Origin of the sequence: uncultured Aureimonas sp. (genome assembly GCF_913775355.1) — a bacterium.
Taxonomy (GTDB): Bacteria; Pseudomonadota; Alphaproteobacteria; order Rhizobiales; family Rhizobiaceae; genus Aureimonas.
In genome coordinates this window covers 1-11,703 of record NZ_CAJYIU010000227.1, presented here as the reverse complement: position 1 = coordinate 11,703, position 11,703 = coordinate 1, and the positions used below count along the sequence as shown (strand labels likewise).

Below are 11,703 nucleotides of genomic sequence, written 5' to 3'. Positions count from 1 at the left end.
ATCCTCTACGGCTTCATCCGCCGCGACTACCAGCGCGTCGCCGAGGTGCATTTCGAGGCGGGCTACGTGCCGCGCACGCAGGACGTCCTGTCCTTCGCCCAGGCGCTGCGTGCCATCGGCGAGCCGATCCACGGCCAGCCGGCCGAAACCATCTCCATGGCCCATCTCCTCACCCTCCTCTTCGAGGTGACGGAGCTCTTCGACATGCAGACGCGGCCCGAACTCGTGCTCCTGCAGAAGACGATGGTGGTGGTGGAAGGCGTCGCGCGCTCCTACGACCCGCGCTTCAACATGTGGGAAGCCGCCGAGCCCGTGGTGACCGACTACATCGTCTCCGAACTGGGGCCCGCGGCCAAGCTGCGCGACGCCAAGCGAGGGCTGGAGGCGATCGGCCGGGTGATCCATCGCTTCCCGGATTTCGCGGCCGGTCTCGAGGTCTTCGCCAACAACATGCCGGACCTCATCGAGAACGGCATCCACATTAACGACGACGACCTGATGGAGCTCGCCAAGGAATCGCGCACCGGCCTCGTCATCAGCCACATCGCGCAAGTGGCCTCGGCGATCGCGCTGGTGGTCATCGCGTGGCAGCTGACCTTCGGGTAGGGAGCAGCGAGGCGGGTGATTGCATTGCCATCAATCACTAACTAGCCTGCAGCTCTCAACGGGAGACAGGACGATGGCGAGCCTGACCATCCGAAACATCGACGACGACCTGAAGCGTAAGCTTCAGGTCCGCGCAGCGCGCAACGGACGATCGATGGAGCAGGACCTGCGGCTGGCACTGCAGGACCTCGTGGCGGAGGAGCGAAAGCCGCGACTGCGGAGCGAGGCCGAGGCCAGGGTCATCTACGAGCAACTCCGTGCACTGGGGCAGCCGCCGCTCGAGCCCATCGACCAGAAGGCAGTTTCGGACGAACTCTACGACTACCTTCCGTGATCGTCCTCGACACCTCCGCTCTCATCGCAATCCTGGCGGACGAGCCGGAGGCTGACGCATTCAGCGCCCTTCTGAGCGAACAAAGCGAAGTGTCCTTGTCTGCCGGGACGGCGTTCGAAGCGGACATCGTCGCTCGCGGCAGATGGGGACAGGCCGGCAGCGTCCGAATGAGCGCGCTTCTCGAGCAGGCGGCGGTCCGGATCGAACCGTTCGATGAAGGACAGAGGCGATTGGCGGCCGAAGCCTACGCCCGCTACGGCCGCGGCTCCGGCCATCCCGCCCGGTTGAACTTCGGCGACTGCTTCTCCTACGCGCTCGCGCGCGCTCTCGACGCGCCGCTGCTCTTCAAGGGCGACGACTTCATCCACACCGATGTCCGCTCTGCCTTTTCGAGCCCGCAATGACCCTTGCCGACAAGCGCATCCTCCTCATCATCGGCGGCGGCATCGCGGCCTACAAGACGCTCGACCTCATCCGCCGCCTGCGCGAGCGCGGCGCGGCGGTGACGCCGGTGATGACGCGCGCGGCGGGCGAGTTCGTCACGCCGCTCTCGGTCGGCGCGCTGACCGGCAAGAAGGTCTATGGCGAGCTGTTCGACCGCGACGACGAACAGGACGTCGGCCATATCCGCCTCGCGCGCGGTGCCGACCTCGTGATCGTCGCGCCCGCGAGCGCCACGCGCATGGGCAGGATGGCGGCCGGGATCGGCGACGATCTGGCGGGCGCGATCCTGCTGGCCACCCGCGCGCCGGTGCTGCTGGCGCCCGCCATGAACCCGGCGATGTGGACCCACCCTGCGACCCGTCGGAGCCGCGAGACTCTGAAGGGCGACGGCCTCCATTTCGTCGGGCCGAACCGCGGCGAGATGGCCGAGAGCGGCGAGAGCGGCGAGGGGCGAATGGCCGAGCCGCTGGAGATCGTGGCCGCCGCCGAGGCGATCCTCGGGGCCGGCGCCGGGCCGCTCGCCGGCCGGCATGTCCTCGTCACGTCCGGGCCGACCCACGAGCCGATCGATCCCGTCCGCTACATCGCCAACCGCTCGTCCGGGCGGCAGGGACATGCGATCGCGGCGAGCCTCGCGCGGCTCGGTGCGCGCGTGACGCTGGTGTCGGGGCCCGTGGCGCTCGCCGATCCGCCGGGTGTGTCGACGATCCATGTCGAGACGGCGCGCGAGATGCTGGCGGCGGTGGAGGCGGCGCTCCCCACCGATGCCGCCGTGTTCGTCGCGGCCGTCGCCGACTGGCGCACGGAGGGCGATGCCGCCCACAAGATCAAGAAGGGGCCGGAGGGACCGCCATCGCTGCACCTCGTCGAGAATCCCGACATCCTGCGCACGGTCGGCACCGGGCCGCGCCGCCCGGCGCTTGTCGTCGGGTTTGCCGCCGAAACGCGCGACCTCCTCGAAAACGCGACCGCCAAGCTCGAGCGCAAGGGCGCCGACCTCATCGTCGCCAACGACGTGTCGGGCGACGTCATGGGCGGCGAGGCGAACACGGTGCGGCTCGTCTCGCGCGACGGCGTCGAGGAATGGCCGAGGATGCCGAAGGAGGCGGTCGCCGACCGGCTGGCGCTGGACATCGCGCGGCGATTGGCGGAAACCGACACACCATGAGCACCACGCGCCCCCGCATCGGCATCCGCCGCCTGCCCCATGCCGAAGGCCTCGACCTGCCCGCCTATCAGTCGGCCGGCGCGGCGGGCGCCGACCTCCGCGCCGCGCTCGCCGAGCCGCTGGTGCTGGAGCCGCAAGGGCGCGCGCTGGTTCCGACGGGCCTCGTGATGGACATTCCCGACGGCTGGGAGGTGCAGGTGCGCCCGCGCTCCGGGCTCGCCGCGCGCCACGGCGTCACCGTCCTCAACAGTCCCGGCACGGTCGACAGCGACTACCGGGGCGAGGTGATGGCGATCCTCGTAAACCTTGGAACCGAGCCCTTCACCATCACGCGCGGCGAGCGCATCGCGCAGATCGTGGTCGCCCCGGTGGTGCAGGCTGAGTTCGAGACGGTGGAGACGGTGTCGGCTTCCCTGCGCGGGGCCGGCGGCTTCGGTTCGACGGGGAGGTAGGTGCGATGACGCCGGCGGGTTTCCTGGCCTATGCGCTGGCCCTCGGCATCGCGGCGGCGGTGCCCGGTCCCGGCGTCGTCGCGCTGGTGGCGCGGGCGCTCGGCGCCGGCTTTCGCCACGGCATGGCGTTTGCCGCCGGTCTCGTGATCGGCGATCTCGTCTACCTGTCGGCGGCGGTGTTCGGGCTGGCGCTCGTGGCCGACATGCTGGGAAGCCTCTTCGTCCTCGTGCGCTACGGGGGCGCGGCCTATCTCCTGTGGCTCGCTTGGCGCCTGTGGCGCTCGGCCGGCGATGGGACGCAGGTGTCCGCCTTGACGAACGAACGCGCCTCGCGAAGCTTTCTGGCCGGTCTCGTGGTGACGCTCGGCAATCCGAAGACGATCGTCTTCTATCTCGCCCTCGTGCCGACGCTGGTGGACCTCCGGCATGTCACTCTGTCCGACTATCTCGTGCTGGCGCTCATGACCTCCGCGGTGCTCATTATGGTGATGACGCCTTACGCGGCACTCGCCGCGCGGGCGCGCGGCTTCCTGCGCCGGCCCGCCATGCTGGCGCGGCTGAACCGCAGCGCCGCCTTGTTTCTGGCCGGCGCCGCGGTCTGGACGCTGGCGCGCCGGGCCTAGCCTGCGATCAGCGTGCCGTGATCCGGCGCGCGTCCTTCGCCTCCCGCAGGCGCCGCTCCACCGGCTTGCCCTCGATCGTGCCGCCGCGCGCCAGCGCGCCGAGGCGCGTGAGTTCGACGCGGTTCCGGCCGGTGCGCTTTGCCTGATAGAGGTTCGCGTCGGCCATCTTGTAGAGCGCCTGGAAGGCGACGGGGCCGCGAAACGCGACGCCCCCGGCCGAGACCGACAGGCGCGTGCGCCGGTCGGCCGGGCCGACTTCCAGCCGCTCGATCGCGCGACGCAAGCGCTCGGCGACGATCCGCGCCTCCTCCAGCCCCGCATCCCTCAGGAGGATCGCGAACTCCTCGCCGCCGAGCCGCCCGACGAGATCGTCCTGGCGCACCGAGCGGCGCAGCGTGGCGGCGATCGCCGTCAGCGCCTCGTCGCCGACATGGTGGCCGAGCCGGTCGTTGATCTTCTTGAAGTGGTCGGCGTCGATGATCAGCAGCGTGTGGTGGACGGCGTCGCGCGCGCGGCGGCGCCCGGTCGCGCCGATCTCGGCCTCGGCCGCGCGCTTGAAGGCCGTTCGGTTGAGGACCTGCGTCAGCCCGTCGCGCGTCGCCGCATGGTGTAGTCGCTCGTTCTGCCGGCGAAGGCCCGCGATGCGCGCGGCGGCATAGACCTGCAGCGGCAGCGCGCAGCCGAAGAGCGCGAACAGGCAGAACAGGAGCGTCGAGCGCGTCGCCGGCAGGCCGAACCCGTCGAAGGCGTAGAAGGCGGCGATCACCATGATCGCGCCCATGGTCAGCGTGAGGCCGAGAAGCTCCATCGAGAAGCGGACGAGATCGTCGATCGAGGTCTGTCGCATGGCATGCCCTTGCAGCGGTCTTGGCTCTCAACGTGAGGCCGTCGCCTTGCAGGGGCGTGAACCCATCGTGTCGAATTGCGCCGATGCCTGTTCAACCGCTTGTCATGGCTGGGGACGAAGATCATTCCTCGACGCGGCGCCTGCGGGGCACAATATTGCCAATCAAGGCCGTTTGGACGCGTGGCGCGGGCTGTGTCGCGCGGGCGGTTCGGCCTAGACTGCAAGGAAACGCGACAGCGCCGGGCAACCAGAAGAGGACGCGCATCCCATGGACAATCCGACGAGCGAGAGCACCGCGCGCACCCATGGCCGGGGCCGGATCTACGATTCCATCCTCGACACGATCGGCGACACGCCGCTGGTGCGCCTCGACAAGCTGGCGCGCGAGAAGGGCGTGAAGGCGCACCTCGTCGCCAAGCTCGAGTTCTTCAATCCGATCGCCTCCGTGAAGGACCGGATCGGCGTCGCCATGCTGGAGGCGCTGGAGGCGGCCGGCACCATCCAGCCCGCCCGCAACACCCTGATCGAGCCGACCTCGGGCAACACCGGCATCGCGCTGGCGTTTGCCGCCGCCGCCAAGGGCTACCAGCTGATCCTGACCATGCCCGACACGATGTCGATCGAGCGCCGCAAGATGCTGCGCCTGCTCGGCGCCGAGCTCGTCCTCACCGAGGGCGCGCGCGGCATGAAGGGCGCGATCGCGAAAGCCGAGGAACTGAAGGCCGAGATCCCGAACGCGGTGATCCCGCAGCAGTTCGAGAACCCCGCCAACCCGCAGATCCACCGCGTCACCACGGCCGAGGAGATCTGGAACGACACGGCGGGCGGCGTCGACATCTTCGTCTCCGGCATCGGCACGGGTGGCACGATCACCGGCACGGGTCAGGTGCTGAAAAGCCGCAAGCCCGGCGTGCAGATCGTGGCCGTCGAGCCCGAGGCCTCGCCCGTCCTGTCGGGCGGCTCGCCGGGGCCCCACAAGATCCAGGGCATCGGCGCGGGCTTCGCGCCGCCGATCCTCGACCGCGAGATCTACGACGAGGTCGTGACCGTCTCCAACGAGGATTCGTTCGAGACCGCGCGGCTCGTGGCGCGCCTCGAAGGCGTGCCGGTCGGCATCTCGTCGGGTGCCGCGCTCGCTGCCGCGATCCGGGTCGGCCAGCGCGAGGAGAACGCCGGCAAGACGATCGTCGTGATCATTCCGTCCTTTGCCGAGCGCTATCTCTCGACCGCCCTCTTCGAGGGTCTGGTCGACGAGGCGGAGCCGAAGGAGCCGCCGCGCGGCACGCCGTCGATCTGACGTTTCATGCTCTGAACCGACGACAGGGCCGCCGCTGGGCGGCCCTTTTCTTTTCGGCCGGGCGTCCTCTCTAGGGACGGGTGCTTCGGGAGGGAGCGCGCCCGCTGCGACCCAGCCGAAACGGACCGACCGAAATGCCCATCCAGGAAACGCTCGAGACCTCGCACACCTTTCTGGCGCGCCTCGCCTCGGAAGCCGCCGCCTTCCTCCCCAACCTCGTCGCCGCGATCCTGATTCTGGCGGTCGGCCTGTTTCTGGCGGGGCGGCTCGCAAACCTCGTCACCCGCGCCTTCGGCGTATCGACCAAGATCGACCAGACGGTGCGCGAGCCGCTCGTCGCGATCGTGCGCTATGTCGTCATCATCCTGACGCTGATCATCGCGTTGGGGCAGGTCGGGGTGCAGATGACCTCGCTGCTCGCGGTGCTGGGCGCCGCGGGTCTTGCCGTCGGTCTGGCGCTTCAGGGGACGCTCACCAACATCGCGGCCGGCATCATGCTCCTGTGGCTTCGCCCGTTCCGCGTCGGCGACTACATCGAAACGCAGACCTTCGCGGGGCGCGTCCACCAGATCGGCCTCTTCGTCTCGCATCTCGAGACCTTCGACGGCCTCTTCGTGTTCGCCCCGAACTCGACGCTCTGGAACGTCTGGATGCGCAATCACTCGCGCGCGGCCTCGCGGCTTCTCGCCTGGGCGGTGACCGTGCCGCGCGAGATGCCGTTCGAGGAGGCGCGCCAGGCGCTGATCGAGGCTTGGCAGCGGGAGGGCGCGGACGGGCGGCTCAGCGAGCCCGTCGCCTTTCTCGACCAGCTGACGGCGGATGCGCAGATCCTGGTGCTGCGCGGACGCGTGACGGAAGGCGAGACGGCGACCGCCCAGCGGCGCATCGCCGAGGCGATCCGAACCCGCTTCCTCGAGCGGTTCGGCGAGGGGCAGGAGCCGAGGGCGATCCAGCGCATCGTGCCGGCCGACAACGATCCTTCGCGCTATCTTGGGCAGGACGAAGCACCGGCCGCAAACCCAGCGCTCGTCAACGACCGGCCGGAAGCGCCGAGCCAAGGTGTCGTCACCACCGCGAGGGAATGAGGGCGACGGGACAAACGAAAAGGGCGGCGGATCCTGCGATCCGCCGCCCTTTTCCCATTTGATCGATCAGGCTTTACGCCCCGCGGGACGGAGCGCCCGGACGGACGGCCTTCTTGGGCGCCGGCAGCAGACCCTCGCGCTGGGCCTGCTTGCGGGCGGCCTTGCGGGTGCGGCGGATGGCATCCTGCTTCTCGCGAACGCGACGCTCGGACGGCTTCTCGTAAGCCCGGCGCTCCTTCATTTCGCGGAAGACGCCCTCACGCTGGAGCTTCTTCTTCAGAGCGCGCAGCGCCTGTTCCACATTGTTGTCGCGAACGTCGACCTTCATGGGCATCCTTTCGATACGGGCCGGGGTCGAAGCCCCGTGGGTTGATGTCCGGGCTGGCCCGGCGGTTCTACATTCATTCGTCCGTCGGCGGCGGAGCCGAAAGGCTCGGGGCTCTTCCCCGGAAGGAGAAGCCACGTCCGTCGCGGTCGGCAGGCAAACGATCGCGTGTCAATGGCCTCTTTCGCCGCCGAAATCAAGGTCCACCCGTAAGGCGATCATCGATTGCGCCGCGTCATGGCGACTTTCGCCGACGCGTCACCCGCATCGGCAGGCCGCCGCGCGGCTGCACGGTGATCTTCTGCACGGGATGGGGCGGCCGGGCGCCGGCATAGTCGAAGCGCAGCGTCCGCATCAGGCAGGCGAGCGCGATCACGCCTTCCTGAAGGGCGAACGAGGCCCCGATGCACACGCGCGGGCCGACGCCGAAGGGAATGTACTGGAAGCGGTCGATCCGTGCGCGATTCTCCGGGCTGAAGCGCTCGGGGAGGAAGTGCCCCGGCCGCTCCCACAGCGCCTCGTGGCGATGGACGAGCCAGGGCATCACGAGAAGCGATGCGCCGGCCGGCACCGCCATGCCGCCCACCGTATCGGCCTCGATCGCCATGCGGTTGAGCGAAGGGGCGGGCGGGTAGAGGCGCATGGCCTCCTCCAGCGCGGCACGGGTGCGGGGCAGGGCGTCGGCCCAGTCGCCGGGGTTCGGCAGGCCCGGCAGCCGCTCGTCGAGTTCCCGCTCGACACGATCGCGCTCGGTGGGCGCGCTGGCTAGGAGATAGAGCGTCCAGCCGAGCGCACGGGCCGTCGTCTCGTGGCCTGCCCCGATGAAGGTGATGATGTTGTCCTCGACCTCGGACGCCGACAGGCCCTCCGTCTGGAGGAGAAGGGTCAGGAGGTCGCGGGGCGCGGACGCGGGATCGGCTGCGATCAGGGCGCGGCGGCGTTCGGCCGTCTCGGTGATCAGGCGCCGGAAATAGGTCGTCGAGCGGTGGCCGAGAAGGCGTCCGATGCGCGGCAGGAAGGCGGGCGCGTCGAGAAGGTCGAGCGGGTCGATCCGCCCCATCCGGTGGAGGAAGTCGTCCATCGCGCGCGCGAACTCGGCCGGCTCGCCCGCGATCGCGTCGGTGAAGAGCGTCGCCTGCAGGATGTCGTAGGTGAGAAGCGTCATCTCGTTTGCGACGTCGCGTGGGCCATCCGTTTCGCTTCGCGCCAGCCGATCGGCGAAGGCGAGCGAGCGCGCGGCCATGACGGCGGCGAGCCCGCCGACATTGCGCGGGGTGAAGACCGGCGCCATCGCCCGGCGCGTGCGGCGCCAGAGCTCGCCCTCGGCGGTGAGCAGCCCGTCGCGCAGCATCGGCCGCAGCACGCGCTGGCGCAGCGGCTGCATGGCGTAGTTCGCCGCGTTGTCGACGAGGCAGTGCCGGATCGCGGCCGGATCGTTGACGATGACGGTGGGCACGCGCAGCCAGTCGCTGCGCAGCACCCGCTCGCGATAGGCTTGCTCGCCCCAGATCTCGATCGGGTTGCGCATCGCCGTCCAGATGAAGGCGGGTGTCGAGAGCGGACGCGGCTGGGGGCGGGGTGCAGGCGCGAGGAAGGCGTCGGAACGCGCGGACATCGGGGCGATGCTCCGGTGAATCGGAACGGCTGACATGGGAACGCCACGGCGCCGGCGGTAGCCCGCCGGGACCACCGAAAGCGCTGAAAAGCTTGGATTCGGGGGCGGAAACCATTATATCCGGAAGGCCCGACGGGCACGACTGCAGGGCGGGCGGAGCCGCTTTCGGCTCCCTCCCGCGTCACCACAGGAACATCATGTCAGAAGCCTTCGAGACGAACCCCGGCGCGCCCGCCGAGTACGGCGCCGATTCCATCAAGGTGCTGAAGGGTCTCGACGCGGTCCGCAAGCGTCCCGGCATGTATATCGGCGACACGGACGACGGGTCCGGCCTCCATCACATGGTCTACGAGGTGGTCGACAACGCGATCGACGAGGCGCTCGCCGGTCACGCGACGCTCGTCACCGTCACGCTCAACGCCGACGGTTCCTGCACCGTCACCGACAACGGGCGCGGCATCCCGACCGACATCCATTCCTCCGAAGGCGTCTCGGCGGCCGAGGTCATCATGACCCAGCTCCACGCCGGCGGTAAGTTCGACCAGAACTCCTACAAGGTCTCGGGCGGCCTCCACGGCGTCGGCGTCTCGGTCGTCAACGCCCTGTCGGTGTGGCTGAAGATGAAGATCCGCCGCAAGGGCAAGATCCACGAGATGAGCTTCACTCACGGCGTCGCCGATGCGCCGCTGGAGGTGACGGGCGAGGCGGGCAATGAGACGGGCACCGCCATCACCTTCATGCCCTCGACCGACACGTTCAAGGGCGTCACGACCTTCGACTACGGGACGCTCGAGCATCGCCTGCGCGAACTCGCGTTCCTGAACTCGGGCGTGCGCATCGTTCTCGCCGACAAGCGCCACGCCGACGAGAAGCGCAACGAGCTGTTCTACGAGGGCGGCCTCGAGGCGTTCGTGCGCTACCTCGACCGAGCCCGGAAACCTCTCCTGTCCGAGCCGATCACCGTGAAGACCGAACGCGACGGCATCACCGTCGAGGCCGCGCTCTGGTGGAACGACAGCTACCAGGACAACGTCCTGTGCTTCACGAACAACATCCCGCAGCGCGACGGCGGCACGCACATGGCGGGCTTTCGCGGCGCCCTGACGCGGCAGGTGATCGGCTATGCCGAAGGCTCGGGGCTCCTCAAGAAGGAGAAGGTGCAGCCGACCGGCGACGACTGCCGCGAGGGCCTGACCTGCGTCCTCTCGGTCAAGGTGCCGGACCCGAAGTTCTCCTCGCAGACCAAGAACAAGCTCGTATCCTCCGAGGTGCGGCCGGTCGTCGAGAGCGCCATGAACGAGGCGCTGAACGCCTGGTTCGAGGAGCACCCGTCGGACGCGCGCACCGTGGTCGGCAAGATGGTGCAGGCGGCGGCCGCACGCGAGGCCGCGCGCAAGGCGCGCGAGACCGTGCGCAAGGACGTGATGAGCGTCTCGACCCTGCCCGGCAAGCTCGCCGACTGCCAGGAGAAGGACCCGGCGAAGTCCGAGATCTTCATCGTCGAGGGCGACTCGGCCGGCGGCTCGGCCAAGGGCGCGCGCTCGCGCCAGAACCAGGCCATCCTGCCGCTACGCGGCAAGATCCTCAACGTCGAGCGCGTGCGCTTCGACCGGATGATCTCGTCGGACCAGATCGGAACGCTGATCACCGCGCTCGGCACCGGCATCGGCAAATTCGAGGGCTCGACCTACGGGTTCGACGCCGACAAGCTGCGCTACCACAAGATCATCATCATGACGGACGCCGACGTCGACGGCGCCCACATCCGCACGCTGCTCCTCACCTTCTTCTTCCGGCAGATGCCCGAGCTCATCGAGCGCGGCTACGTCTACATCGCCCAGCCGCCGCTGTATAAGGTGACGCGCGGCAAGCAGAGCCAGTACCTGAAGAACGAGAAGGCGCTCGAGAACTACCTGATCGACGGCGGTCTCGAGGACGCCGTCCTGACGCTCGGCTCGGGCGAGGCGCGCCGGGGCCGCGATCTGCGCGCGGCCGTCGACGACGCGCTCCAAGTGCGCCAGATCCTCTCCGGCCTCCATTCGCGCTATGCGCGGCCCGTGGTCGAGCAGGCGGCGATCGCCGGCGCACTCAGCCCCTCGGTCGCCGAGAACCGCGGCGAGGCCGAGGTCATGGCCGACCGCATCGCCAAGGCGCTCGATGCCGTCGCCGAGGAGACCGAGCGCGGCTGGATCGGCGAGGCAGACGGCGAGGGCGGCTACCGCTTCCAGCGCACCGTGCGCGGCGTGCAGGAGGTTCAGGCGCTGGACGCCGGCCTCGTTCAATCGGCCGACGCGATCGCGTTGCATCGCCTGGCGGCCCGGCTCGGCGAGATCTATGAGACGCCGCCCGTCCTGAAGCGCAAAGAGACCGAGCGCGCCCTGACGGGTCCGCTCGACCTCCTCAATGCCGTCTTCGAGGTCGGCCGCAAGGGCCTGTCGCTCCAGCGCTACAAGGGCCTCGGCGAGATGGACCCGGAGCAGCTGTGGGAGACGACGCTCGACCCCGAGGTCCGCTCGCTTCTCCAGGTCAAGATCGCCGACGCGACCGACGCCGACCAGCTCTTCTCCCGCCTGATGGGCGACGAGGTCGAGCCGCGCCGCGAATTCATCCAGGACAACGCCCTGCAGGTCGCCAACCTCGACATCTGACTGGATGGGTGTCGCCTCCCCCATAAATCCCGCATTTGCACGTTTTCGACCGCCAAACACCCATAAATCCCGCATTTTGCTCTGCGGAATTTATGGGTCCAGGCCGTGTCAAGACGTTGAGTTGGGTTGTTATTTGACGTTTCGGACTGATCGCACGGTTGGGCGCTGAGATACCGCGCTTTATGGCTGCTTTTTGCGATGGTCGAGGGACAGAACGATGCGGTTGGCGCGCGCAGTCGATGGACCAGAGCACCGTGTC

11 protein-coding genes and 1 pseudogene are annotated in these 11,703 nt (G+C 69.0%); 9 read left to right on the top strand and 3 right to left on the bottom strand.

Features of this window, described 5'->3' with window-relative positions; translation table 11 throughout:
• The 6 genes and pseudogenes from QZ753_RS13885 to QZ753_RS13860 all read left to right on the top strand — a co-directional run.
• Positions 1-606: pseudogene (locus tag QZ753_RS13885) on the top strand (ubiquinone biosynthesis protein UbiB); the annotation flags it as partial.
• 73 nt (positions 607-679) lie between these two features.
• The gene (locus QZ753_RS13880) at positions 680-940 is read left to right on the top strand and encodes a hypothetical protein (RefSeq protein ID WP_294644397.1); all 261 of its coding nucleotides are present in this window, start codon (positions 680-682) and stop codon (positions 938-940) included.
• Entirely contained in the window at positions 937-1,344 is a 408-nt protein-coding gene (locus QZ753_RS13875; protein ID WP_294644396.1) for a type II toxin-antitoxin system VapC family toxin, read from the top strand. Before QZ753_RS13880 ends, QZ753_RS13875 begins: the two co-directional genes overlap by 4 nt.
• Positions 1,341-2,552 (top strand): bifunctional phosphopantothenoylcysteine decarboxylase/phosphopantothenate--cysteine ligase CoaBC, encoded by a 1,212-nt coding sequence (gene coaBC, locus QZ753_RS13870; protein WP_294644395.1) that lies wholly within the window; start codon positions 1,341-1,343, stop codon positions 2,550-2,552. The genes QZ753_RS13875 and coaBC overlap by 4 nt, the downstream gene beginning before the upstream one ends.
• Positions 2,549-3,004: a dUTP diphosphatase gene (gene dut, locus QZ753_RS13865; RefSeq protein ID WP_294644393.1), complete on the top strand. Its 456-nt coding sequence runs from the start codon at positions 2,549-2,551 to the stop codon at positions 3,002-3,004. The genes coaBC and dut overlap by 4 nt, the downstream gene beginning before the upstream one ends.
• Before the next feature lie 5 nt (positions 3,005-3,009).
• Positions 3,010-3,627, top strand: a complete 618-nt coding sequence (locus QZ753_RS13860) for a LysE family translocator (protein ID WP_294644392.1) — start codon at positions 3,010-3,012, stop codon at positions 3,625-3,627.
• Positions 3,628-3,634: 7 nt separating this feature from the next.
• Here QZ753_RS13860 and QZ753_RS13855 read toward each other — a convergent pair whose 3' ends face one another.
• The gene (locus tag QZ753_RS13855) at positions 3,635-4,474 is read right to left on the bottom strand and encodes a GGDEF domain-containing protein (RefSeq protein WP_294644390.1); all 840 of its coding nucleotides are present in this window, start codon (positions 4,472-4,474) and stop codon (positions 3,635-3,637) included.
• A gap of 268 nt (positions 4,475-4,742) precedes the next feature.
• Here QZ753_RS13855 and cysK point away from each other — a divergent pair, with 268 nt between their 5' ends.
• Positions 4,743-5,771 carry a cysteine synthase A gene (gene cysK, locus QZ753_RS13850; protein WP_294644389.1) on the top strand — a complete coding sequence of 343 codons (1,029 nt, stop codon included), beginning with the start codon at positions 4,743-4,745 and terminating at the stop codon, positions 5,769-5,771.
• A 134-nt stretch (positions 5,772-5,905) separates the two neighbouring features.
• Positions 5,906-6,856, top strand: a complete 951-nt coding sequence (locus QZ753_RS13845; protein WP_294644388.1) for a mechanosensitive ion channel domain-containing protein — start codon at positions 5,906-5,908, stop codon at positions 6,854-6,856.
• Between the two features lie 73 nt (positions 6,857-6,929).
• Here the strand turns inward: QZ753_RS13845 and rpsU are convergent, their stop codons facing one another.
• Together rpsU and QZ753_RS13835 are read right to left on the bottom strand one after the other, a co-directional pair.
• Complete coding sequence (rpsU, locus tag QZ753_RS13840) at positions 6,930-7,184, bottom strand: 30S ribosomal protein S21 (protein ID WP_055893455.1); 255 nt, start codon at positions 7,182-7,184, stop codon at positions 6,930-6,932.
• Positions 7,185-7,416: 232 nt separating this feature from the next.
• Positions 7,417-8,796: a cytochrome P450 gene (locus tag QZ753_RS13835; protein ID WP_294644386.1), complete on the bottom strand. Its 1,380-nt coding sequence runs from the start codon at positions 8,794-8,796 to the stop codon at positions 7,417-7,419.
• A 197-nt stretch (positions 8,797-8,993) separates the two neighbouring features.
• On the opposite strand from QZ753_RS13835, the gene gyrB reads away from it, so the two are divergent.
• Positions 8,994-11,444: a DNA topoisomerase (ATP-hydrolyzing) subunit B gene (gene gyrB, locus QZ753_RS13830; protein WP_294644384.1), complete on the top strand. Its 2,451-nt coding sequence runs from the start codon at positions 8,994-8,996 to the stop codon at positions 11,442-11,444.
• Positions 11,445-11,703: the final 259 nt, after the last annotated feature.

What these genes read in the sequence shown, in the direction of transcription:
- QZ753_RS13880 (WP_294644397.1), top strand. Translation starts at nt 680, where the DNA reads ATGGCGAGCCTGACCATCCGAAACATCGACGACGACCTGAAGCGTAAG.
- QZ753_RS13860 (WP_294644392.1), top strand. Translation starts at nt 3,010, where the DNA reads ATGACGCCGGCGGGTTTCCTGGCCTATGCGCTGGCCCTCGGCATCGCG.
- coaBC (WP_294644395.1), top strand. Translation starts at nt 1,341, where the DNA reads ATGACCCTTGCCGACAAGCGCATCCTCCTCATCATCGGCGGCGGCATC.
- rpsU (WP_055893455.1), bottom strand. Translation starts at nt 7,184, where the DNA reads ATGAAGGTCGACGTTCGCGACAACAATGTGGAACAGGCGCTGCGCGCT.
- gyrB (WP_294644384.1), top strand. Translation starts at nt 8,994, where the DNA reads ATGTCAGAAGCCTTCGAGACGAACCCCGGCGCGCCCGCCGAGTACGGC.
- QZ753_RS13835 (WP_294644386.1), bottom strand. Translation starts at nt 8,796, where the DNA reads ATGTCCGCGCGTTCCGACGCCTTCCTCGCGCCTGCACCCCGCCCCCAG.
- QZ753_RS13845 (WP_294644388.1), top strand. Translation starts at nt 5,906, where the DNA reads ATGCCCATCCAGGAAACGCTCGAGACCTCGCACACCTTTCTGGCGCGC.
- QZ753_RS13855 (WP_294644390.1), bottom strand. Translation starts at nt 4,474, where the DNA reads ATGCGACAGACCTCGATCGACGATCTCGTCCGCTTCTCGATGGAGCTT.
- cysK (WP_294644389.1), top strand. Translation starts at nt 4,743, where the DNA reads ATGGACAATCCGACGAGCGAGAGCACCGCGCGCACCCATGGCCGGGGC.
- dut (WP_294644393.1), top strand. Translation starts at nt 2,549, where the DNA reads ATGAGCACCACGCGCCCCCGCATCGGCATCCGCCGCCTGCCCCATGCC.